Annotated in this window: 21 protein-coding genes; 14 read left to right on the forward strand and 7 right to left on the reverse strand. The window is 61.5% G+C overall.

The features are described 5' to 3' along the window. The first annotated feature begins 3 nt into the window (after positions 1 to 3). Positions 4 to 522: a DUF3299 domain-containing protein gene (locus tag BLU52_RS21640; protein ID WP_090286726.1), complete on the forward strand. Its 519-nt coding sequence runs from the start codon at positions 4 to 6 to the stop codon at positions 520 to 522. A gap of 220 nt (positions 523 to 742) precedes the next feature. Continuing rightward, entirely contained in the window at positions 743 to 1,441 is a 699-nt protein-coding gene (locus BLU52_RS21645; protein WP_090286728.1) for an OmpW/AlkL family protein, read from the forward strand. A 369-nt stretch (positions 1,442 to 1,810) separates the two neighbouring features. Here BLU52_RS21645 and BLU52_RS21650 read toward each other — a convergent pair whose 3' ends face one another. Both BLU52_RS21650 and BLU52_RS21655 read right to left on the reverse strand, forming a co-directional pair. Continuing rightward, entirely contained in the window at positions 1,811 to 2,743 is a 933-nt protein-coding gene (locus tag BLU52_RS21650) for an NAD-dependent epimerase/dehydratase family protein (protein WP_090286730.1), read from the reverse strand. Continuing rightward, a complete protein-coding gene (locus BLU52_RS21655) occupies positions 2,736 to 3,620 on the reverse strand; it encodes a sugar nucleotide-binding protein (protein ID WP_090286732.1) in 885 nt (294 codons plus the stop codon). The genes BLU52_RS21650 and BLU52_RS21655 overlap by 8 nt, the downstream gene beginning before the upstream one ends. A 277-nt stretch (positions 3,621 to 3,897) precedes the next feature. Between BLU52_RS21655 and BLU52_RS21660 the strand changes: the two genes are divergently transcribed. Then, on the forward strand, positions 3,898 to 8,184 hold the full coding sequence (locus BLU52_RS21660; protein ID WP_090286734.1) for a DEAD/DEAH box helicase: 4,287 nt from the start codon (positions 3,898 to 3,900) through the stop codon (positions 8,182 to 8,184). Between the two features lie 114 nt (positions 8,185 to 8,298). On the opposite strand, the gene BLU52_RS21665 is transcribed toward BLU52_RS21660, so the two are convergent. Further along, entirely contained in the window at positions 8,299 to 10,401 is a 2,103-nt protein-coding gene (locus BLU52_RS21665; protein WP_090286736.1) for a mechanosensitive ion channel family protein, read from the reverse strand. A 354-nt stretch (positions 10,402 to 10,755) separates the two neighbouring features. On the opposite strand from BLU52_RS21665, the gene BLU52_RS21670 reads away from it, so the two are divergent. The 4 genes from BLU52_RS21670 to BLU52_RS21685 are packed head-to-tail and all read left to right on the forward strand — an operon-like array spanning position 10,756 to position 14,730. Next, positions 10,756 to 11,682, forward strand: coding sequence for a DUF72 domain-containing protein (locus BLU52_RS21670; RefSeq protein ID WP_090286738.1), 927 nt, complete (start codon positions 10,756 to 10,758; stop codon positions 11,680 to 11,682). Further along, positions 11,679 to 12,476, forward strand: a complete 798-nt coding sequence (locus BLU52_RS21675) for an endonuclease/exonuclease/phosphatase family protein (protein ID WP_090286739.1) — start codon at positions 11,679 to 11,681, stop codon at positions 12,474 to 12,476. The genes BLU52_RS21670 and BLU52_RS21675 overlap by 4 nt, the downstream gene beginning before the upstream one ends. Next, entirely contained in the window at positions 12,473 to 13,747 is a 1,275-nt protein-coding gene (clsB, locus tag BLU52_RS21680; RefSeq protein WP_090286740.1) for a cardiolipin synthase ClsB, read from the forward strand. Before BLU52_RS21675 ends, clsB begins: the two co-directional genes overlap by 4 nt. Then, positions 13,744 to 14,730, forward strand: coding sequence for a lysylphosphatidylglycerol synthase domain-containing protein (locus BLU52_RS21685; RefSeq protein WP_090286742.1), 987 nt, complete (start codon positions 13,744 to 13,746; stop codon positions 14,728 to 14,730). Before clsB ends, BLU52_RS21685 begins: the two co-directional genes overlap by 4 nt. A gap of 155 nt (positions 14,731 to 14,885) precedes the next feature. On the opposite strand, the gene BLU52_RS21690 is transcribed toward BLU52_RS21685, so the two are convergent. The 3 genes from BLU52_RS21690 to BLU52_RS21700 form a co-directional block, all read right to left on the reverse strand. Next, positions 14,886 to 15,644, reverse strand: coding sequence for an alpha/beta hydrolase family protein (locus BLU52_RS21690; protein ID WP_090286744.1), 759 nt, complete (start codon positions 15,642 to 15,644; stop codon positions 14,886 to 14,888). Then, positions 15,634 to 16,743: a DUF3182 family protein gene (locus BLU52_RS21695; protein ID WP_090286747.1), complete on the reverse strand. Its 1,110-nt coding sequence runs from the start codon at positions 16,741 to 16,743 to the stop codon at positions 15,634 to 15,636. Before BLU52_RS21695 ends, BLU52_RS21690 begins: the two co-directional genes overlap by 11 nt. A 298-nt stretch (positions 16,744 to 17,041) precedes the next feature. Then, positions 17,042 to 18,022, reverse strand: a complete 981-nt coding sequence (locus BLU52_RS21700; protein ID WP_090286749.1) for a GlxA family transcriptional regulator — start codon at positions 18,020 to 18,022, stop codon at positions 17,042 to 17,044. A gap of 101 nt (positions 18,023 to 18,123) precedes the next feature. On the opposite strand from BLU52_RS21700, the gene BLU52_RS21705 reads away from it, so the two are divergent. From BLU52_RS21705 to BLU52_RS21735, 7 genes are all read left to right on the forward strand, one after another. Then, positions 18,124 to 18,678, forward strand: a complete 555-nt coding sequence (locus tag BLU52_RS21705) for a cysteine hydrolase family protein (RefSeq protein WP_090286751.1) — start codon at positions 18,124 to 18,126, stop codon at positions 18,676 to 18,678. Between the two features lie 229 nt (positions 18,679 to 18,907). Next, positions 18,908 to 19,489, forward strand: coding sequence for a YjfI family protein (locus tag BLU52_RS21710; protein WP_231987988.1), 582 nt, complete (start codon positions 18,908 to 18,910; stop codon positions 19,487 to 19,489). 17 nt (positions 19,490 to 19,506) lie between these two features. After that, positions 19,507 to 20,205, forward strand: coding sequence for a PspA/IM30 family protein (locus tag BLU52_RS21715; RefSeq protein ID WP_090286755.1), 699 nt, complete (start codon positions 19,507 to 19,509; stop codon positions 20,203 to 20,205). 212 nt (positions 20,206 to 20,417) lie between these two features. Then, entirely contained in the window at positions 20,418 to 21,068 is a 651-nt protein-coding gene (locus BLU52_RS21720) for a DUF2491 family protein (RefSeq protein ID WP_090286756.1), read from the forward strand. A 14-nt stretch (positions 21,069 to 21,082) separates the two neighbouring features. Then, entirely contained in the window at positions 21,083 to 21,508 is a 426-nt protein-coding gene (locus BLU52_RS21725) for a DUF350 domain-containing protein (RefSeq protein ID WP_090286758.1), read from the forward strand. A 17-nt stretch (positions 21,509 to 21,525) separates the two neighbouring features. After that, positions 21,526 to 22,218, forward strand: a complete 693-nt coding sequence (locus BLU52_RS21730) for a DUF1190 domain-containing protein (protein WP_090286760.1) — start codon at positions 21,526 to 21,528, stop codon at positions 22,216 to 22,218. A gap of 2 nt (positions 22,219 to 22,220) precedes the next feature. Next, a complete protein-coding gene (locus BLU52_RS21735; protein ID WP_090286762.1) occupies positions 22,221 to 23,378 on the forward strand; it encodes a glutathionylspermidine synthase family protein in 1,158 nt (385 codons plus the stop codon). A gap of 108 nt (positions 23,379 to 23,486) precedes the next feature. On the opposite strand, the gene BLU52_RS21740 is transcribed toward BLU52_RS21735, so the two are convergent. Further along, positions 23,487 to 24,008: a single-stranded DNA-binding protein gene (locus tag BLU52_RS21740; protein ID WP_042610650.1), complete on the reverse strand. Its 522-nt coding sequence runs from the start codon at positions 24,006 to 24,008 to the stop codon at positions 23,487 to 23,489. Position 24,009 lies beyond the last annotated feature (1 nt).

The raw sequence follows: 24,009 nt of genomic DNA on the forward strand, positions 1-24,009 counted from the left end.
ACCATGCCCCGCGCCGTGCTCGCGCTGCTGTTGATGATTGCCCTGCCCGTTTGGGCAGCAGCGCCGAAGGACCTGACATGGTCGGAAATGATTCCGCCGGACGCCGCACCGGAAGTACCGAACATGACCCCGCTGCATGACCTGTCGAAGATGGGCGATGCGCTGTCGGCCGAATCCGCCCCGGCGGCCAAGCAGGACCTGCCGGATGCGCCGGTGGTGCAAAGTCTCGACGGACAGAACATTCGTTTGCCGGGCTACATCGTGCCGCTGGAAGTCAGCGAAGAAGGCCGCACCACGGATTTCCTGCTGGTGCCGTATTTCGGCGCCTGCATCCACGTGCCGCCCCCGCCGTCGAACCAGATCGTGCATGTAAAAAGCGAACTCGGCGTGAAGCTCGACGAGTTGTATCAGCCGTACTGGGTCGAGGGGCCGTTGCAGGTCAAGGCGTCGAGCAGCGAACTGGCGGATGCCGGGTATCAGATGGAGGCGCAGAAGATTTATGCGTATGAGCTGCCGGAGTAAGTCCGGGAGTTTTGTATCGTCTGATCAATTGCTATCGCGAGCAGGCTCACTCCTACAGGGGAACGCGTTCCAATTTTAGAGTGAGCCTGCTCGCGACAGGGCCATCAAAGGCTCTGCAAAACTTTCCCTTCACTGTTTCATTGAGCTGAGTCAAAAGACCGGATCAGCGGGCTTCGTACCATAGGGCATCAGATTTTTCTTATGTCCTTTCGGAGCCCCCATGAACAAGTCCTTGCTCAGCGCCTCGCTGTTTGCCCTTGCGCTCGCAGCCCCGCTCGCCCACGCCCACGAGGCCGGCGATATTCTGATCCGCGCCGGTGCGATCACCGTCAACCCGAAGGCCGACAGCTCCAACGTCAAGGTCGATCAGGGTCCGTTGAGCGGCGCGAATCTGGGCGGCAAGGCGACCATGAGCAGCGACACCCAACTGGGCCTGAACTTCGCTTACATGCTCACCGACCACGTCGGCCTCGAACTGCTCGCCGCCACGCCATTCGAGCACGACGTCAAGCTCAAGGGCACCGCCCTGCCGGCCGCCAACGGCAAGCTCGGCACCTTGAAACACCTGCCACCGACCCTCAGCGTCGTGTACTACCCGCTGGATTCGAAATCGGCGTTCCAGCCTTACGTCGGCGGCGGCATCAACTACACCTGGATCTATGACGAGCACGTCGGCAGTGAAGCCAGCGCCAACGGGTTCAGCAACTTCAAGGCGAAAAACTCCTGGGGCCTGGCATGGCAGGTCGGTGCCGATTACATGCTGACCGACAACATCATGCTCAACGCCCAGGTGCGCTACATCGACATCGACACCCGCGCCACCGTCGAAAACAACGCCGTCGCGCCGGGCACTCGCGCTCGGGTCAACGTCGATGTCGATCCGTTCATCTACATGGTCGGTTTGGGCTATAAGTTCTAAGTCGATTGACCGAACGTTCACGTGGTGGTGAATGAGGCTTCGTGGCAGGCAGGCGTGGAACTGACGACGACGGTACGCCGTTGATCGGGGGACAATGTTCCCTTGCCACTGGGATGGATTGTTTATTCCGGCCGTGAAAAAGGCGCCTGTTGAAGGGCGCCTTTTTCATGGGTGGGGATTTTGGGCGCGTTTGAGGCCCAGGCCCCTCACCCCAGCCCTCTCCCGAGGGAGAGGGAGCCGATATGGGGGCTCTTCAAAACCGGAATTCGGCTCGGTATTTCAGGTCGCCGTATTTCCCACAAACACCTCGGTCAGTTCCCTCTCCCTCTGGGAGAGGGTTAGGCGGGCGGCGTTCCGATGAGGGTGCTATCAACCACGCCCCAACAACCGCGCCAACCCCACACTCATCGGCGTCTGCCGCGGCATTTCAAACCGCTCCAGCAAGCGCCCGTTATCCGCCCGCGAATGCCGGATATCACCCGCCCGCGCCGGGCCATAACTGATCGGTGGCAGTTCACCGACCACCACTTTCAATGCTTCGAGCATCTGCTTGAGGCTCATCGACTGGTTCCAGCCAACGTTCACCGCGCCTATTTCCACCTGAGGCTTTTCAATCCCCTGCACCAGCAGACTGACCAGATCCTCGACATACAGAAAATCGCGCGTCTGCTCGCCATCGCCAAACACGGTGATCGGCAAACCTTGCTGCGCGCGCTCGCTGAAAATGCTGATGACCCCGGAGTACGGCGAGGACGGATCCTGACGCGGGCCGAAGATGTTGAAGAAGCGGAAGATCACCGGTTCCAGGCCATGCTGGCGGCGGTAGAAATCGAAATATTGCTCACCGGCGAGTTTGTCCGAGGCGTACGGTGTCAGCGGGGCTTTCGGCGTGTCTTCGCTGATCGACTCGCCCTCGCCGTTGTTGCCATAGACCGCAGCACTGGAGGCGTACAACACCCGTTTGACCCCGGCCAGACGCATCGCTTCGCAGACATTCAGCGTACCGATGAAATTGCTCTGGTGAGTCTTCACCGGATCGTCCACCGACGCTTGCACCGACGCCACCGCCGCCAGATGGGCGACCGCGCTGCAGCCGTGCATGGCTTGCGCCACCAGTGCTGCATCGGCGACATCGCCGACGATCAACTCGACTTTGGGATTATCCAGCGGCAGGTTGCTGCGTTTTCCGGTCGACAGGTCGTCGAGCACCCGCACCGAGTGACCTTTGGCGAGCAACGCGTCGGTCAGGTGCGAGCCGATGAAACCGGCTCCGCCGGTGATTAGAACGATACCTTCAGCCATGACGGTAGAACCTGTCCAGTAAGCCCGGGAGTGCGGCACGCCAGGCGCGCGGCTTGATCCCGAAAGTGTGCAGAATTTTCTTGCAGGCCAGCACCGCGTGTTGCGGCTCTTCGGCAGCGTCGGGCCGTGCGGCGTGGGCCTGAGCGGTCGGCGCTTCGATGGCCAGCGCGTGCAGGCTGCGTGCTTCGGTGAGAATCGCCTGGCCCAGCGCCAGCGGCGTGGTCGCTTCGTGGCCGGCGTAGTGATACGTGCCCCACAGCGGTGCCGCGCAATCGAGTTGCTTGAGCACCGAAATGATCACCCGTGCAGCGTCGTCGACCGGCGTCGGGTTGCCGCGACGGTCATCGGCCAGCAGCAATTCTTCCGGTTGCTCGGCGCGGGCGAGAAAACGCCCAAGGGTACCGTCCGGGCTGTCATCGAGCAGCCAGCCGAAACGCAGCAGCACATGCTGCGGGCAGGTGGCGCGTACGCTCTGTTCGATACGCCACAAGGCCTGGCCGCGCAGGCCCAGCGGCACCGGCTCGTCTTTTTCGCTGTAGGCAGTAGCGCGCGAACCGTCGAACACCCGATAACTCGACGGCTGCACGAGGACGATGTTGTGGTGCTGGCACAGTTCGGCCAGACGTTCGATCGCACGTTCCTGCCCGGCCATGCGGGTTTCGCTGATGGTCTCGGCCTGGAACCAGTCGAAATAGTAGGCGAGGTTGATCAACGCATCGGGACGGGTGTCGTCCAGCAGTTGCGTCAGGCTCGCGGCATCCCAGCCGTTTTCGGGCGGGCGGGGGGCGAGGAAACCGATGTCTTCCTCCGCACCGAGGCGAATCAGCGCCTGCCCAAGGGCATTTCCGCCGCCCAGTAACATAAGGCGCATTCGCATAGAGTCAGCAGGCCCAGTCTGATTGGAACGATGGCTTTAGCAACGGATCTCGTGGAACCGTCGTCGATAATTGCCGGAATCGTTGCATTTTGCGGGTTTAGTGCGCAACCGTCATCCGCAAAGTGCACATCCCAGGATTTGTATTGTTCCGACTACCGCTATCGCGAGCAGGCTCACTCCTACATTTGGAATGCGTTCCCCTGTAGGAGTGAGCCTGCTCGCGAAGGGGTCCGAACGGTACTTGCATCTTCCCTCCCCCGCCCGCATAACTTTATCCATGAATCTGCCCCTACCCGCCGACAACGCCCTGGCCGGTTTCCACCCTGCCGTCAGCGCCTGGTTCAGCCACACGTTCCCGGCGGTCACCGCCGCTCAGGCTCGTGCCTGGCCGTTGATCCGTCAGCGCCGCTCGACGCTGATCGCCGCGCCGACCGGTTCCGGCAAAACCCTGACCGCATTTCTCGCCGTACTCGATGACCTTGTTCATCGCGGCCTGGAAAACCCCGACGGCCTGCCCGATCAAACCCTGGTGGTCTACGTCTCGCCGCTCAAAGCGCTGTCGAATGACATCCAGATCAACCTGCAGAATCCGCTGGCCGGCATCACCGAACAACTGCGCCAACTGGGTCTGCCCGAGCTGCAGATCACCACGGCCGTGCGCACCGGCGACACCCCGCAAAAAGACCGCGCGGCCATGCGCAAGACCGCGCCGCATATTCTGGTGACCACTCCCGAATCGCTGTATGTGCTGCTCGGTTCCGAGTCAGGCCGCAAAATGCTCGGCACCACGCGCACGGTGATCATCGATGAAATCCACGCGATGGCCGCCGGCAAGCGCGGCAGTCATCTGGCCCTGAGTCTGGAGCGCCTGCAAGCCTTGTGCAGCGAGCCGCTGACGCGCATCGGCCTGTCCGCCACACAGAAACCGGTCGAAGCCGTGGCGCAATTTCTCGTCGGCCATGAGCGCCCCTGCGAAATCATCGACATCGGCCATGCCCGCCCACGGGATCTGGGCATCGAAGTACCGCCGGTGCCGTTGTCGGCGGTGATGGCCAACGACGTCTGGGAGCTGGTCTACAACCGCCTCGCCGAACTGGCACGCGAACATCGCACCACGCTGATTTTCGTCAACACCCGGCGCCTGGCCGAACGGCTCAGCCGGCACCTGAGCGAACGCCTCGGCAAACACGCAGTGGCGGCGCACCACGGCAGCCTCGCCAAGGAGTTTCGCCTCGATGCCGAGCAGCGGCTCAAGCGCGGTGAGTTGCAGGTGCTGATCGCCACGGCATCGCTGGAACTGGGCATCGATATCGGCGAAGTCGATCTGGTCTGCCAGATCAGTTCGCCGCGCTCGATTGCCGGTTTCCTGCAGCGGGTCGGCCGTTCGGGCCACCAGGTCGGCGGCACGCCGAAGGGACGGTTGTTCGCCACCACCCGTGACGATCTGATCGAATGCGCCGCCCTGCTCGATTGCGTGCGTCGTGGTGAACTCGACACGTTGCACATACCGCAAGCGCCGCTGGATGTGCTGGCGCAGCAGATCATTGCCGAGGTCAGCTGTCAGGAATGGCCGGAAGACGCCTTGCTGGCCATGTTCCGCCGCGCCGCGCCCTATCGCGATCTCGACGAAAAACACTATCAGGCGCTGCTGAGCATGCTCGCCGAAGGCTACAACGGCCGCCAGGGCATCCGCAGTGCGTATCTGCACCGCGACGCCGTCAGCCGCACCTTGCGCGGCCGGCGCGGCGCGCAACTGACCGCGGTGACCAGCGGCGGGACGATTCCGGACAACGCCGACTACAGCGTGCTGCTCGAACCGCAGGGCCTGAACATCGGCAGCGTCAACGAAGACTTCGCCGTCGAAAGCATTGCCGGCGACGTGTTCCAGCTCGGTAATACGTCGTACCGCATCCTGCGCGTGGAGGCCGGCAAGGTGCGCGTCGAGGATGCCCACGGCCAGCCGCCGACCATCCCGTTCTGGCTCGGCGAAGCCCCGGGCCGCAGCGATGAGCTGTCCGCCGCGGTGGCACGCCTGCAAGCGCAGCTCGACGAACTGCTCGGCGCCAGCCCCGGTAATTTGCAACCGGCGCTCGACTGGCTGACCCAGACCCTGGGCCTCAACCTCGCCAGCGCCGAGCAACTGGTCGAGTATCTGGCCCGCGCACGGCAGACCCTCGGCGCCCTGCCCTCGCAGGACACGCTGCTGATGGAGCGGTTTTTCGACGAATCCGGCGGCACGCAACTGATCATCCACACGCCGTTCGGCAGCCGTATCAACCGCGCCTGGGGCCTGGCCCTGCGCAAGCGCTTTTGCCGCACCTTCAATTTCGAATTGCAGGCCGCCGCCAGCGAAGACGCAATCGTGCTGTCGCTGTCGACCAGTCACAGCTTTGAACTCGACGACGTCTGGCGCTACCTGCACAGCAACAGTGCCGAACACATTCTGATCCAGGCGGTGTTGGATGCGCCGCTGTTCGGCGTGCGCTGGCGCTGGAACGCCGGAGTCGCGTTGGCGCTGCCACGCTTTACCGGCGGGCGCAAAGTCGCGCCGCAGTTGCAGCGGATGAAAAGCGAAGACCTGATCGCCAGCGTGTTTCCCGATCAGATCGCCTGCCTGGAAAACCTCGCCGGCGAACGGGAAATCCCCGAGCATCCGCTGATCGAACAAACCCTCGACGACTGCCTGCACGAAGCGATGGACAGCGAAGGCTGGCTTACGCTGTTGCGACGCATGGAACGCGGCGAGGTGCGCCTGATCAGCCGCGACCTGCCGGCGCCCTCGCCGCTCGCCGCAGAAATTCTCAGCGCGCGGCCGTACACCTTTCTCGATGACGCGCCGCTGGAAGAGCGCCGCACGCAAGCGGTGATCAACCGGCGCTGGAGCGATCCGCAATCGACCGATGACCTCGGTGCGCTGGATGCCGACGCGATTGCCGCAGTACGCGAAGAGGCCTGGCCAACGGCGAATTCGGTGGATGAAATGCACGAAGCGCTGATGAGCCTGGCTTGCATCAGCGCAGCGGAAGTTACCGCCAATGACGGCTGGCGCGAGTGGCTGCAGACCCTGGCCAGCAGCGGTCGCGCGTGTTGTCTGCAGGTCGATGCCGAGCATTCTTTGTGGCTGGCCCGCGAGCGCCTGACCTGCCTGCAAGCGCTTTATCCACAGGCCACGCCGCAGCGCGAGCTGGACGCATTGCCCGGCTTCGACGCAGCGTGGAGTTTCGATGACGCCTTGCTCGAAGTGATCCGCGCGCGCCTCGCCGGGTTCGGCCCGCTGCCGTTACTCGCCATCGCCCAACCGCTGGCGTTGCCGACTGCGCAGGTCGCTCAAACCCTCACTCAACTGGAGCGCGAAGGTTATGTGCTGCGCGGCCAATTCACGCCGAATCTGAATGACGAGGAATGGTGCGAACGGCATCTGCTCGCGCGCATCCATCGCTACACGGTCAAGCGTCTGCGCCGGGAAATCGAACCGGTGGCGTTACAGGATTTCATGCGCTTTCTGTTCGACTGGCAGCACCTGTCAGCCTCGACGCGCGGTCAGGGCAGCGCTGTGTTGCCGGCAATTGTCGGCCAGTTCGAAGGCTACGCGGCGGCGGCTTCGGCGTGGGACAGCGACATCCTGCCGGCGCGGCTCAAGGACTATTCGCCGAGCTGGCTGGATGATCTGTGCCGCAACGGCAAACTGGTGTGGACGCGCCTCAGCGCTCGGCAAAAGGTCAGCGGCACGGCGTTGCGCAGCACACCGATCGTGTTGCTGCCGCGCAGTCAGGTCGGCTTGTGGAGTGCGCTGGCCGAACAGACGCCGGTAGACGAACTGTCGCCGAAAACCCGCAAAGTGTTCGACGCCTTGAGCCAGCACGGCGCGTTGTTTTTCGATGAGCTGGTTCACGAAGCGCACCTGCTGCGCAGCGAACTGGAGATCGCCTTGCAGGAACTGGTCGGCGCCGGGTTGGTAAACGCCGACAGCTTCGCCGGCCTGCGCGCACTGATCACCCCGCCGAGCAAGCGTCAGCAGCGCAGCAGTCGACGCGGGCGCGGCGCGTTTGTCGGTGGCATGGACGATGCCGGACGCTGGGCCTTGTTGCGGCGCGGTACGGCAGTGGATAACAGCCAAACGCTGGAGCATGTCGCCATGACGTTGCTGCGCCGCTACGGCGTGGTGTTCTGGCGCTTGCTTGAACGTGAGGCGGACTGGTTGCCGAGCTGGCGCGAGCTATTGCGCACGTTCCATCGGCTCGAAGCGCGTGGCGAGATTCGTGGCGGGCGCTTTGTCAGTGGTCTGGCGGGCGAGCAGTTTGCCCTGCCCGAGGCAATTCCCTTGTTGCGCGAAGTACGCCGGCGCCCGCACGACGGCAGTCTGGTGATGGTCTGCGGCGTCGACCCGTTGAACCTCGCCGGGACCTTGTTGCCGGGGGTGAAAGTGCCGGCGCTGGCGAGTAATCGGCTGGTGTATCGCGATGGGGTTGCGGTGGCGGCAATGATTGCCGGCAAGCAGCAGATCTGGTCGGAGCTGGATCAGGCTGCGGCGGAGCAGGTGCACAGCAAGCTGATCCGACATTGAGGGCGTCTGTTATGGCCCTATCGCGAGCAGGCTCACTCCTACATTTGGAATGCGTTCCCCTGTAGGAGTGAGCCTGCTCGCGATGAGGCCAGTCACGCCCCCACAAATATTGCGTCAAGTGCGCGATTCCTGCGGCACCTCCACCCCGGCAACCTCATCCACCGGCTGACGTTTGGGCAACACCACCTGCTGTGGATAAGTCTGCGCGAAATGCACATTCGCGGTGTTATCCACAAGCTTCTTCAAACGCTGGTTGAACGCCCTGCTCACCGCATATTGTCCGCCCGACACCGTGCGGAATTGCGCGGTCAGCACCACGCCGTTGAGGTCCATCCTGTCGACCCCGAATACATCCAGTGGCCCCTGCAGGTTGTACTTGAGGAACGGGTCTTCGCGGATCGAATCGCCGGTCTCGCGGATCAGTTCGATGGCCCTGTCCACGTCGGTGTCATAGGTGAACTGCACCGAGAAAAATGCGAAGGCGAACTGCCGCGACTGGTTGGTGACCGCTTTGATCTGGCCGAACGGCACCGAGTGCACGAAGCCCTTGCCGTCGCGCAGGCGCAGGGTGCGGATGGTCAGCCCTTCGACCGTACCGGCATGCCCGGAATCGAGCACCACCCAATCGCCGATCGACAGGGTGTCTTCGATGATGATGAACAACCCGGTGATCACGTCCTGAACCAATTGCTGCGAGCCGAAACCGATCGCCAGACCGACCACCCCGGCACCCGCCAGCAATGGCGCAACGTTGATCCCCAGATTGGCCATGGTGGTAATCGCGCAGATCACCACCAGGATGATTTTGATCGCGTTGCGCAGCAGCGGCAGGATGGTTTTCACCCGCGTGCTCGGCTGGCGCGCTGCGCGTTTGCTCAGCGGCGGTTTCAGCGCTTCCTGAATCGCCGTGTCCAGCACCACCCACAGCAGCCACGTCACCAGAAAGATCAGGCCGATGCTGCTCAACGCCTCGCTGATCGCCCGGCCCACCGCGCTGCTCTGGGCAAAATCAAGCAGCGACACGCCCCAGATCCGCCCAAGAATATCGAGGAAGGCAATTGCGATGACGATCCGCAGCAACGCGTGCAACAGGCTGAGAAAACGTTCCTTGTAGGCGCTGCTGCGCTGGATCGCTTCGGCCTTGCGCGACTTGAACAGATGCTGCAGCACGGTGCTGAGAAACACCGTGCCGATCAGCAAGACCGTGGTGAACAAGGCGCAGCGCAGGGCTTTCTGATTATCCTCGCCGATGCCGATCAGGCTCACCGCCGAGACCAGCACCATCAGCACGATCGGCCAATACCACAGCCCGGAAAAAATCCGCAGCGACTCTTGCAGCGACGGCTGTTTCAGGCGCTGGCTCAGCGAGCGGTTACGGATCAGATGCGCCACCGGACGACGCAGGCGGATCACCAGCAAGCCGAAGATGATCGAGGCGATCAGGCCAGTGAACACGGCGATGCTGCTGGTGATGTTGCCGCCCAGTTGCCGGGCGATCTGCGGACTGGTCAAGGCATCGCTGAGCGCGGCGAGAAAGCCGATCAGGAACAGCGGTCGCGGGCAGTATTGGCGGATGATTCGCGCGGCGGTACGTTTGTGCCCGACATTGAACACCACGACCACGCACAGCAGCATCGAGGTGGAAAAGATGCCACTGCTGGTCGCGTAAGCCAGACACAGCGCCAAGGCGCGGCCAACCGAGGCTTGCAGAAAATGACTCACATAAAGGGTCAGTGGCAGGCAGATCAACGCTGGCACGGTGAACGGCAGCAGATAACCGAGCAAGTCCTGACCGCGCTGGCGTGTGCGCAGCCAGCGGCCTTCGCGCAGGCGTTTGGCCAACAGGCTGCCGAGTACGGTCAGTACGGCAAAACTACCGAGCCAGGCACCGGACAAAGTGAGGAAATCCCCGGCAACGCTCCAGCCCGAGCGATTCGAGGGTTGCTTGACCAGTTTGTCGACTTCGTCGGCAGCTCGGTCGGCGCGCAAACGCCAGGCGTCGACCAGATCTTCGTTGAGGTCGAGCTTTTCCTGCACGTCATCGATGCTGGTACTGATCGCACCGAGCAGCCCGCCCTGCACCAGCGGCTCGGGTTCGGCGGCTTTTTCGCTGGTTTCGGCGCTGGCCGGAACGCCCGGCAACGCAGCAGCCTCGACTTCACTGGCGCCGAGAAACAGCAGCGCGCCCAGCACAACGGCGATCCTGAACCTGGTCAAAACGCGTGACTCCTGTGGGTGAACCTGTAAGGAACTGATCGGTAATTGCGCGGCAAGTTCAAGAGCGCCCTCACCCCAACCCTCTCCCCCAGGAGAGGGAGCCGACCGCGTTGCATGCTGGAGGCGCACAAACCTGAAAATTCAAGGCGAATGCAACTTTTGAAGTCATGAAGATCTGCTCCCTTCCCCCTCGCCCCCTTGGGGGAGAGGGCTGGGGTGAGGGGGCAAGCTTTTGATCTTCGCTTCTGAACAATCCCCCACGCCGACCGCCCGTAACACCGTCGAAACTTTCCCGCCCCCGTCGCAGTCATCACAAAACACCGGCAACACGAGGACTTTCTACGGGAGGATGGGATGGCGGCGATTCACATCGGTATTTCAGGCTGGCGCTACACCCCGTGGCGCGGGGATTTCTACCCGAAGGGGCTGGCGCAGAAGCGCGAATTGCAATTCGCCTCGCGCGCCGTCAACAGCATCGAAATCAATGGATCGTTCTACGCCTTGCAACGGCCGGAACGCTACGCCCAGTGGTACGCCGAGACCCCGGACGAATTCGTGTTCAGCGTCAAGGCGCCACGCTTCATCACTCATGTGCGGCGCTTGCGCGAAATCGAAAAACCGCTGGCGAATTTCTTTGCTTCTGGCGTGCTGGAACTCAAGGAAAAGCTCGGGCCGATCCTCTGGCAGTTCCCGCCCAACTTCAAGTTCGAGCCTGAGCGCTTCGAAAATTTCCTCGCCCAATTGCCGCGCGACACCGAAGCCGCCGCCGCACTCGCCCGTCAGCATGATGAGCACCTGCGTGGCCCGGTCAGCGTCAAAGCCTGGCGTAAAAAGCCCTTGCGCCATGCGGTGGAAATCCGCAACGACAGCTTTATCGATCCCGAATTCGTACGCTTGCTCAAGCGCCACAACACCGCACTGGTGATCGCCGACACCGCCAATAAATGGCCGTACCGCGAAGACGTCACCAGCGACTTTGTCTACCTGCGTCTGCACGGTGCCGAAGAGCTCTACGCCAGCGGCTACAGCGCCGAGGCCCTGGAGCGCTGGGCCGAGCGCATCGACGCCTGGCATCACGGCGGGCAACCGCAGGATGCGCAGCTGATCGCCCCGCGCCTGAAACCGCGCGCGCGCAAATCCCGCGAAGTGTTCTGCTATTTCGACAACGACATCAAGGTCCGCGCGCCCTACGACGCGCGTAACCTGCTGCAGCGTTTCGATCTCGACAAGGACCTCGCCACCGCCCCTGGCGAACCCGCTGGCGAAGGAGTGTTGGCATGAGCATTCCAGAACCGGTCGGCTTTACCGATGAAGGCTCGGTAAGCGCGCCGTCGGTACGTACCTTCACCGTGCTGACGGTCAACACGCACAAGGGTTTCACTGCGCTCAACCGGCGTTTCATCCTCCCGGAGTTGCGCGAGGCGGTGCGCAGCGTCGCCGCCGATGTGGTGTTTTTGCAGGAAGTCCACGGCACCCACGAACATCACCACAAGCGCTTCGACAACTGGCCGACGATGCCGCAGTACGAATTTCTCGCCGACAGCCTCTGGCCACAGTTTGCCTACGGGCGCAATGCGGTGTACCCGGATGGCGACCACGGCAATGCGCTGCTGTCGAAATTCCAGATCATCCGTCACGACAATCTCGACGTGTCGATCAGCGGCCACGAGAACCGCGGCCTGTTGCACTGCGTGCTGCGCTTGCCCGGTGACGGCGCCGAGGTGCATGCGATCTGCGTGCACCTGGGTTTGCGCGAGAGCCATCGCAACGCGCAACTGGATCTGCTGATGCAGCGTCTGGCCGAATTGCCGCAGGACGCGCCGGTAATCGTCGCCGGCGATTTCAATGACTGGCGCCAGCGTGCCGATGCGCAGCTCAAGCCGTGCGGCTTGCGCGAAGTGTTCGCCGAACATCAGGGCAAACCGGCACGCAGCTTTCCGGCGCGCCTGCCGGCCCTGCGCCTGGACCGCATCTATGTGCGCAACCTCAAGGCCAGCCAGCCGAAAGTTCTGGCGAACCGGCCCTGGTCACACCTTTCCGATCATGTCCCGCTGTCGGTGGAGATCCAACTATGAGCAGCTCGCCACTGGAGAAATCCGCCGTGGAGCCGATGACCATCACCCCGCCGATCCGCGAGCCCGGCCACGTTGACGTGCAGTACCGCTGGCACGGCGGCAACCGCATCGAACTGCTGGAAAACGGCGAGGAATATTTCCCGCGGGTGTTTGCGGCAATGCGTGCGGCGAAAAGTGAAATTCTCCTCGAGACGTTTATCGTCTTTGAAGACAAGGTCGGCGCCGAACTTCAAGAAATTCTCATCGACGCCGCCCGGCGTGGCGTGCGCACCACGGTGAGCCTTGACGGCTTTGGCTGTGGCGAGCTGAGCACCAGCTACCTCACGGCACTCAGCGACGCTGGCGTGCATTTGCAGATTTTTGACCCCGCCCCCAAGCACTTGGGCATTCGCACCAACTGGTTCCGCCGTCTGCACCGAAAGATCGTGGTGGTCGACGGCACGATCGCGTTCATCGGCGGGATCAATTTCTCCGGCGATCACCTGGCCGATTTCGGCTCCGAAGCCAAGCAGGATTACTCGGTGGAAATCCAGGGCCCGGCGGTGGCTGATATTCACCACTTCGCCTTGCTGCAGAGCGGTCGTCCGGGACGGGCGAAATTCTGGTGGCAACGCCGGCGCCAACGGCGTGCCGAAATGGCTTTCAACGACCACGACGGCCAGGTGCGTCTGGTGTTTCGCGATAACGACCAGCACCACACCGACATCGAAGATGTTTATTTGCAGGCGCTGCGCCACGCCAAACACCGGGTGGTGATCGCCAATGCCTATTTCTTCCCTGGCTATCGCTTGCTGCGCGAGATCCGTAATGCCGCGCGCCGGGGCGTCGAGGTACGGCTGATTCTGCAAGGTCAGCCGGACATGCTGGTGGCCAAGATCGCCGCGCGCATGACCTACGATTATCTGCTCAAGGCCGGCGTGCAGATTCACGAATATTGCCAGCGTCCGCTGCACGGCAAAGTCGCATTGATGGACGAAGAATGGAGCACCGTCGGTTCGAGCAATCTCGATCCGCTGAGCCTGTCGCTGAACCTTGAAGCCAATGTGCTGATCCGCGATCGCGCATTCAATCAACATCTGTACGAACGCCTCGAAGACCTCAGCCGCAACCACTGCAAAGCCATGGACCCGGCGAAGTTGCCGCGCGGGCGCATCTGGCACATGACTGTGGGTTTCCTGGTGTTCCACTTCCTGCGGCATTTTCCGGCCATGGCCGGCTGGCTGCCGGCACATAAACCAAGGCTCAAGCCATTTCGAGGGAACCTGACATGAGCCATACCGAAACGCATTCGGCCGAGCAGTCGGCACCGGCGCAACATTCGAAATGGAGCCGCTGGAAGCGTCCGCTGACGCTGCTGTTCTTTCTCGCCCTGATCGTCTTGCTGACCATGTTTGCCATGCGCATCGAATGGGCCGAGGTCCTGCAAACGCTCGCCGACTTCAAGGTGCGTACGCTGATCATCGCTGCCAGCCTGACGCTGCTGAGCTTTCTGGTGTACGCCAGTTTCGACCTGATCGGCCGCACTTACATTCGTCAGGATCTGACCTGGAAACAGATCCTGCCGGTGGGAATCATCAGCTACGCATTCAACCTCAATCTCAGCGCTTGGGTCGGCGGGATCGCCATGCGCTATCGCCTGTATTCACGACTGGGAGTGAGCAAAAGCAACATCGCCAAGATTCTCGGCCTGAGCCTGGCGACCAACTGGTTCGGCTACATGACCATCGCCGGCGTGGTATTCACCAGCGGCCTGGTGAGCATGCCACCGGGCTGGAAAATCAGCAGCACCGCATTGCAGGGCATCGGCGTTTTGCTGTTGCTGGTGAGCGCGGGTTACCTGGCCGCGTGCCGGTTTTCCAAACGCCGTGAGTGGTCGATTCGCAACGTCGAAATCAATCTGCCCTCGCTGCGCATGGCGGTGCTGCAACTACTGCTCGGCGCGTTGAACTGGTCGCTGATGGCGGCGGTGATTTTCACCCTGTTGCCAAGCAAACTCGATTATCCACTGGTGCTGGGTGTGCTGCTGATCAGCGCAATTGCCGGGGTCATCACGCATATCCCGGCCGGGCTTGGTGTGCTCGAAGCGGTGTTTGTGGCGCTGCTGCAACATGAGGTATCGCGCGGCAGTCTGGTGGCGGGATTGCTGGCGTATCGGGCGATTTACTTTCTGTTGCCGCTGCTGATCACGCTGGTGATGTATCTGGTGGTGGAAGCGAAGGCGAAGGCGTTGCGGATCGAGAAGAAGCCTTCCTGAGCATTGCGGTGAGGCTGACGGCGCCATCGCTAGCAGGGCTAGCTCCCACAGGTTGGAATGCATCCAAACCATGGCAGCAGCTGCGGCCTCAGTTCTGAAACACATTCCCAGTGGGAGCTAGCCCTGCTAGCGATGGGGCCCGAAAAATCAACAACTCATCTGGACTGGATAATGCTCAACCGCTCCCCGACCACCATCTCGGTAATCCAGTCCACCAGAATCGAGGTATACGCCTGCTGCGACACCGGATCGCTCAGCGCATGATCGGCACCATCAATGATCCGGTGCGTCAATGAATGGGTCTGCTGGCACGCCGCGCGATAACTCATGATCGTCGCGTGGGGGACGAAGTCATCGGTTTCCGACTGCACCAGCAAAACGTCCCCGGTGAATTGCGAACAGGCATGCAAAGCGCGGTTGCTGTCAGCGCGCACCAGCGTGCCGCGATAGTCACGCAGATCCGCCTTGTCCAGATCGCGCTTGGGCGTGTGCCACTGCTCGTCGCGGTACAGCGCCGGCACCCGCAGCGCCAGCCAGCGCACCGGGCGCAACGAAGTCAGAATCGAGGCCAGATAACCGCCGTAGCTGGTGCCGACCACGGCGATCGCCGACGTGTCGAGTGCCGGGTGCGCCAGCAAGCGATCGTAGGCGGCGAGCAAGTCGCGCAGATTGTCCTCACGGGTCACCCGGCTCAGCGGAATACCGGTACCGCCGGTGTGCCCGCGTAAATCGAAGGTGAGGCACACGCAACCCAGACCGGCGATGCCCTTGGCGCGTTCAAGATCACGCTCCTGACTGCCGCCCCAACCGTGCACGAACAGCACGCCGGGGACTTTCGATTTCGGGCTGAGAAACGTCCCGCTCATCTGTTCATCATCAATGTCGATTTGAATGCTTTCGCTTCTAGCCGTCATAGGATTTGACCGTTACATATTTGAGAAGAAAGTCGCTGCTTTCGGCGGGGCCGCGATAGACCTCGATGGCGTCCACCGGCAGCGCCTGATCGATGTAGGTTTCCACCGAAGACACGCGAATCGCGCGCATCCCCGGATCGTTGACGAAACTCTGCAGCGCCGCGACTTCGGCACTGCTCGCCCCGCCCATGCGCCAGGATTGTTCGAGCACACCGCTGCGCGGGTTGCCACTGCTGTCGAGACCCTGGGCAATGTCGTAATTGCGTCGCGAGGCGAAGAAGCGCGGGTAGGCTTCATCCGCAGCGCTGTCGAACACTTGGGCCTGTTCGATGGCCAGACGTACGTCGTCGGGCAGATCCAGCGCCAGCAAAGCTTCGTAACCACCCTGCACCACCAGCAGATTGGAACCGCCGTAGACCTCCTCGCCCTGACCATCCTCGGTCAGGTACTGATCGCCGCAGTAACTCAGCACCTTGCCGCCGATGAATGACTGGCCAACGCTGTGGGTCACCACTTTGCTCAAGTCCTGCTCGAGCACCACGCCCTCGCTGAACAGCTTTTCCGCATCGGGCCGGGCGAGGATTTCATCGAAGGCGTCGAGGCTGCCGATCACTTCCTGGCCGCGACCGGCGCAGGCATGAATCGGCTTGATGCGGATCGGCCCGGCATACAGCAGATGTTCCGCGGCTGGCCGTGCATCTTCCAGGGCGAAAACGCTGAGCCCATCGAGCACAACGTTGCGCACCCGTTCGGAAAACAGCGGCGACCAGCCCGACGGCGCGCTAGCCAAGTGGCTGCGCAAACCGTGGCTGATGGCTTTGGTGCAGATGAAATCATGTTCGACGAAACCGCCCCAAAGATCGTCCGGGCCGCTGATGCCCAGTTCCTCGGCGTGGGCGGTGCCGACGATGGTTTGCGTGGGTAATAGATACAGGTCGCGACCGCGGTGTTTCTCCGCATCGAAACTGCCACCGAACTTGCACCCGAGAATCTGCGCCAGCCAGCGCGCCAGGGCCTTGTTGGTCTGTACTTCATGTTGCGGCGCGTCGGGACGCACCGAGTGAGCGACAACGATTTTCTTGCGCGGTGTCGGGGTCATGCGTTCCCCTTATGCTGGTTCAATGGTTTCCAGTTGAGAGGTGCAGAGATCAGGCCAATCGCTGCACGCGGCAAAGCTTATGAAAATCAATCAGTTACCGAGAAAATGCTGGCACCACGCCTGTTTCAAACTGCACGACAGCGCAGAAAATTCCGGCAAATTGCACGATCTCGAATATCGCACCGCCCCTGTAGGAGTGAGCCTGCTCGCGATAGCGGTCTGTCAGTCACAACCGCATTGAATGACCCACCGCTATCGCGAGCAGGCTCACTCCTACATTGGATGGTCGTTGGTTTGACTAACGGGACAGGCCAAACCGCCCCCGATAATCACTCGGCGTCAGCCCGGTAATCTTCTTGAAAATCGCGCGAAACGCGCCGGGATCCTGATAGCCCACCGTCCACGCAATGTGATCGATCGTGCCATTGCTGAACTCCAACATCTCCCGCGCCTTGCCCACCCGCAGATGTTGGCAATACTCGGTCGGCTTCAACCCGGTCGCGGCACGAAACCGGCGCAGAAACGTGCGTTCCTCCAACACTGCCCGCTCAGCCATCGCGGTTAACGAAACATCAGTCGCGCCGGTGCTTTGCAGCCAGTGCTGGACCTTGAGAATCGCCGCGTCGCCATGGCTGAGAATCGGCGCGAAATTGCTGCCACAGGCGCTGGCACTGTCGCTGTGTTCCATCACCAGAAAATGCGCGGTGCGGGTGGCGATGCTCGGCCCGAGCAAGCGGTTGACCAGGCGCAGGCCCAGTTCCGACCAGGCCATCAGCCCGGCCGTGGTGATCAGGTCACCATCGTCGACAATCGGCGTGTCGGCCTTGAGCTGGATTTTCGGGTGGCGTTCGCTGAAGCCCTGCGCCGCGGTCCAGTGCACCGTGGCGCTGCGGCCATCGAGCAAGCCGCTTTCGGCGAGCATCAGCGAACCCACGCAGACCCCGCCCAGCGTTGCCCCGCTTGCGTGCTGATCACGTAGCCATTGCATCAGCCGAGTCGGCATGTGCGCCGCCGAAAAGCCACTGATCGACGGCGGAATCAGCACGGCCTGCAAACTGGATTCATCGCCCGCAAGACTGGCGTAAATACGCACCGGCGGCTGATCGCCTTCGACCTGCCAGTGGCTGACCCGCAGCATTGGCAATTGTGTAGCCTGCTGCTCGGCAGCAATCCGGTTGGCCACCGCAAACAGGTCCGTCAGCCCATGCACCGCCGCCATCTGCGCGCCGGGATAAATCAGCACACCGAGTTCAGCGATGGCGGCGTTTTCTGCGCCCATTGTCAGTTTTCCCCTGTCTATTGTCGGTGCGGCCAATCCTCGAATCGCTTATCAGCGCCAATACTGGAGTCACTTCCAGCCAGCACATCGAGGAAACACCCATGGCCAAGCAAGCGCTCATCGTAGTCGATATCCAGAATGACTACTTCCCTCAAGGCAAGTGGCCGTTGGCCGGTGCCGACGCCGCTGCCGACAATGCCGCCCGACTGATCGGAGCCTTCCGCGAGGCGGGCGATTCGGTGGTGCACATTCGCCACGAATTCACGTCGCCTGACGCGCCGTTTTTCACCCCAGGTTCAGACGGCGCCAAACTGCATCCGAAAGTGCTCAACCGTGCCGACGAACCGGTGGTGCTCAAGCACTTCGTCAACTCGTTCCGCGAAACCGATCTGAAAGCGGTCCTCGACGACAAAGGCATCACTGAGCTGATCGTGGTCGGCAGCATGAGCCACATGTGCGTCGATGGCATCACTCGCGCAGCGGCAGACATGGGTTACACCGTCACGGTCGTTCACGACGCCTGCGCCAGCCGTGATCTGGAGTTCAACGGCCTGACCGTGCCGGCCGCGCATGTCCACGCCGCGTTCATGTCGGCGCTGGGTTTCGCTTACGCCAGCGTGGTGTCGACTGACGAATTCCTGCACAGCAACGCCTAGCAACAACTGCAATGTCCACTGGCCCGCCGCGTTGCGGGCCTTTTGCACCTGTCATGAAAATCTCACGCGTGAGTCATTGATGGCACTTTGGATTGGTTGTAGTGTGGCCCACGCGTGAGACATTCATAACCGGATTTCAGCCATGACAAGCCGCACGAAGGCGCACGCCGCAGCAAGCTCGAAAGGCGAGCGCGCCAAAACCTCCGCAAAGAAACCATCGAGCTTTTACATGAAGCAGATGCGCGCGGGCCTGGCGGCTGCCGGTTATGTGAAACACGAAACTTGGGTGCTTCCGGAAAACCGAAGCTTGCTCAAGCAAATGGAGCAACAGCTACGCCAACCGATTCTGGCTGGCTCATTCATGTCGGAGAATTACATGAGCGCAGGCAACAACTGGACCATCGATAGCCTCTTCAACGCCCTCAAGGCTCTGGACGAGGTGGCTTCGCAAGAAATCACGCTGTCGCTGATCCAGAGCTCCGAGCCGAGCATCAAGCTGGAAATGAACGAATTCGGCGGTCTGCCGATTCACATCGCCCTGGCTGGCCAGCAGATCATCGTCGACACCGTATTGGTGGATGTCGATTCGATCAGCAACATCCAGGCCTTCAACGACGCCGTGCTGCGCAGCCGGGAAATGTTCCCGCTGTCGTCGATCGGCATCGAGTCGATGCCCAACGGGCAGACCGTTTACAACATGTTTGGCGCCCTCAGCGCCGACTCGAGCCTGACCAACATCGTCACCGAGGTGAAAACCCTGGTCGACAACGTGCAGCGCGCCAGCGAAGCCTTCGAACACTTCTTCAAGTAATCAACAGGGAATATCCAATGACTCAGTCCATCTGGAGCAAGTTGTTCACCGCACTGCGCGGCGGCGCCAATGAAGTCGGCGAAGCCATCGCCGACCAGCAGGCCCTGCGCATCCTTGATCAGGAAATCCGCGACGCCGACACCGCGCTGTCCAACGCCCGTCGCGAACTGGTCACCATCATGGCCAAGCACAAACTGGCCGCCGACCGCGTCAGCGAGTACGACGCCAAGATCAAGGACCTCGAAGCCAAGGCCGTCTCGGCGCTGAACGCTGGTCGCGAAGACCTGGCGCTGGAAGTCGCCGAAGCGATCTCGACCCTGACCAACGACCTGAACGCCGAGAAGAAGCTCAGCGATGAATTCGGCGCCTACGCCGACAACATGCGCAAGGACATCAGCAAGGCCGAGTCGCGGATCAAGAGCCTGCGCCAGCAAGTGGACATGGCCAAGGCCCGGGACAGCGTGCAAAAAGCTCAAGTCAGCGCTTCCATCGCCAGCGGTGGCGCCAACGGCAAGCTGGAAACCGCCGTCGGCACCCTGAACCGTCTGCAAGCCAAGCAGCAGCAACGCGCCGCTGAACTGAGCGCTGCCGACGAACTGGCCGACGCTTCGACCGGCAACGATCTGGAACGCAAACTGCGCGACGCCGGCATCACGCCGAACGAAGGCAGCGCCAATGCGATTCTTGAGCGCCTGAAGCAGAAATCCGCTCAATAACACCCGCGCAAAACCCTTGCAGGAGTGAGCCTGCTCGCGATGAGGCCGGTACATTCAACATCAATGTTGTCTGAACCGCCGCCATCGCGAGCACGCTCACTCCTACATGATTTCCGGCGTGAAATTGCCTCTGCTCGTTCGCCGCTGCGCCCGGTACACTAGCGCCACTTTTTCGCCAACGAACACGTCCACCCGCTTCAAGGAACGTACCCATGGGATGGTTTAAAGATTTGCTGGGCACCAGCAACTGGCAGACGGCTGCGCCAACTGCAAACGTGGCCAGCGGCCCGCTCGGGATGGCGCAGGGCAAAGGCGTGCGTTTCGACACGACTCTGGCCTTGCTGCTCGAGGGCTCGACTTCGGTGCGGGTACCCTTTGATCAGGCAGTCTGGAGCGCGGGCTGGGTCGACCTCGGCCAATCCAACAAACTGCACCGCTATTACATGAACGACGAAGATTTCTGGGTGCAGATCCACGTCACCGGTGAAGACCAGATCGAATCCGTCACGCTGTTCAATTACCTCAGTTACATGACCGTCAACAGTGACGCCGAACTGCAACGTCTGGCCGGCCCGAACAGCCAGATCGGTTTGCCGAACTACACCCACGAAGGCGTCGCCTACACCCGCGAATGGGGCACCGAACAGGGCCAGACCGAGCTGGTACCGATGACCGAACACGTGGTCAACCCGGACGAAAGCTACACCATCAATCACCATTCGATGCTCTACGCGCGCGACACTGGATTGACCGATCGCCGCGAATTGCTGCTGTTCTCCGTCGAACAGGACGAAGAAGGCACCGTCAGCCTGAGCACTTCGCTGGGCATCTCGCTGTACACGACTGATTTGAGCGCCATTTAAAAAGGAAGTTTTTCATGCTGGAAGTGTTGGCCGTTTCCCTGAACAAGACCGCGCTGGTCGGTTTCGTCGTTTATCTGATCGGCGCCGTACTGCTGTTCATGCTGTTTCAATTCGTCTATACGCGCATCACCGCGCACAAGGAATTCGAGCTGATCCGCGCCGGCAATACCGCCGCCGCTATCGCACTGTCCGGCGCGATCATCGGTTTTGCTATTCCTGCCAGCAACGTGATCGCTTATTCGGTCAACGTGCTCGACTTCATACTCTGGGCGGTCATTGCCGCCGTCGCGCAATTGCTGGCGTTCGTCGCAACAGGGATGGTGCTCAAGGGCACCTCTCAGCGCATCGCCAATGGCGAAGTGGCTGCTGGCATTTATGTGGCTGCGGTGGCAATCAGTGTCGGCATGCTCAATGCCGCCTGCATGACCCCGTCCAACTGATCGGCAGGAAGCCTTCGATGAAACGCAGCACATACGTTCAGTTGTCCCTCGCCGCCTCGGTGGCCATGGCCATTTCCGGCCAGGTGAGCGCCGCCGATCAACCGCGCAGCTTCCAGAGCGTCGAGCAATGCGTCGATGCCGAAGTGGCCGCCGAGGTCTGCTCCAACGCTTACGTCGCAGCATTGACCGAACACCGGCGCATCGCACCGGTGTACGACGACAAGGCCAACTGCGATGCGGATTTCGCCGCTGACTGGTGTCAGAAAAATTCCGATGGCCGCTTCGTGCCGAAACTCGGCGGCTTCAAGGTCGCGCAAAATGTTGAAGTCCCACAGAACCTCGACGCCATCGCCAACGCACAAATGCCTGCCGGTGACACCACCGCGCAGAATGCGCAAACCACTTCGCAACAATCCAGTGGTGGTGGCGGCGGCAGTGGCTGGCTCACCGGTTGGCTGATCGGCAACGCCATGAGCAACAACGCCAATCGCACGGTTTATCGTGATCGCGACACCCGCCAGACGTACAACACCTCGACACAGTACCGCCGAGCCGAAACGACGGCGCGCAGCCAACCGGACTACGAAACCAGCAAGAGCAAACCGGTCAACGTGGCTTCTTCGACGTCCCGTGGCGGCTTCGGCAGCCAGTCCAGTGCCCGCAGCGGCTGGGGTGGTTGGGGCAGCAGTTCCGGGCGCTCGAGCAGCTGATCATGAAGAAAATTGCCTGCGCCGAGCGGCCCGACTGGAAGCGCACCGCCGAGAGCCTCGGCTTTATGTTCCATACCATCGACGACGAGCCGTACTGGGACGAAAGCGCGTATTACCAGTTCACCCTGGCGCAGATCGAAAACGATCTCGAGGACCCGACCACCGAACTGCACGAGATGTGCATGGACCTGGTCGACCGCGTTGTGCACAGCGAAGAACTGCTGGACCGCCTGAGCGTTCCGCCCTCGTACTACGACATGATCCGCACATCCTGGCTGGAAGGTCACCCGCATCTGTACGGGCGCATGGACTTTTCCTACAGCGGCAACGGCCCGGCGAAACTGCTTGAACTCAATTACGACACGCCGACCAGCCTCTACGAAGCCGCAGCGTTTCAGTGGGGCTGGCTGGAACAGTGCATCGAGCGCGGCACGCTGCCGCGCCATGCCGACCAGTTCAACAGTATCGACACCAAACTGCACCAGGCCTTCGCCGAACTGCAGCTCAAGCGTCCATTCTATTTCGCGTCAATGAAAGCTTCGGTCGAAGACAAGGGCACCACCGATTACCTGCGCCTGATCGCGGAAAAGGTCGGCATCGAGTCGCGGCACATTGATATCGAAGACATCGGCCTGACGGCCGAGGGTCGCTTTGTCGACCTGGAGGATCGCTGGATCCCGCACCTGTTCAAACTGCATGCCTGGGAATTCATCTTCCACGAACCGTTCGGCGCAGCGATTGCCGAATGCGACACGCAGTTCTTCGAACCGGCGTGGAAAGCGATTCTGTCCAACAAAGGCGTGTTGCCCTTGTTGTGGGAGATGCACAAGGGCCACCCGAATCTGCTGGCCGCGCATCTCGATCCGAATCCGCAGAGTGCAGTGCCGAAAGGCTGGGTGCGCAAGCCGTACTTTTCCCGCGAAGGCGCCAACATCGAGCTGCAAACCGCCGAAGGGATAATCGTCAAAGAGGACGGGCCCTACACCGATGCGCCATTTATCCTGCAGGAGTTTGCGCCGTTGCCGAAGTTTGGCGACAGCTACACGCTGATCGGCTCGTGGGTGATCGGTGATGAGGCGGCCGGGATTGGCGTGCGAGAGGACAACAGCCTGATCACAAAAGACTCCAGTCGCTTCCTGCCCCACCTCATCCTCGACTAGAACACCAATCCCCATGTGGGATCGAACGCAACCTTGGATTTGCGGCACAAAAAAGGCCCGTCGCGCAATGCGATGGGCCTTTTCATTTACAGCGGATACAGCAGCAAATCAGAACGGAATATCGTCATCGAAACTGTCGAAATCCGGAGCCGGTTGCGGTGCGGCCTGCTGTGGCGCTGGCGGCGCCGAACGCTGCTGGGGTGCCGACTGCTGCGGGCGTGGAGCCTGCTGACGTGGCGCCTGCTGCTGGTAGTTGTTGCCGCCGCCTTGCTGGTCGCCCTGTTGTGGACGGCCGCCGAGCAGTTGCATGGTGCCTTGCATGTCGACCACGATTTCAGTGGTGTAACGCTTGATACCGTCTTTTTCCCATTCACGGGTCTGCAGCTTGCCTTCGATGTACACCTGCGAACCCTTGCGCAGGTATTCGCCGGCGATTTCGGCAACCTTGCCGAACATCGAAACACGGTGCCACTCGGTCTTCTCGACCTTCTGACCGGTTTGCTTGTCGGTCCATTGTTCGCTGGTGGCCAGACTCAGGTTGGTCACGGCGTTACCGTTAGGCAGGTAGCGAACTTCGGGATCCTGGCCGCAAGTGCCGACCAATATGACTTTGTTAACCCCACGGGCCATA

This window comes from Pseudomonas granadensis (genome assembly GCF_900105485.1).
GTDB lineage: Bacteria > Pseudomonadota > Gammaproteobacteria > Pseudomonadales > Pseudomonadaceae > Aquipseudomonas > Aquipseudomonas granadensis.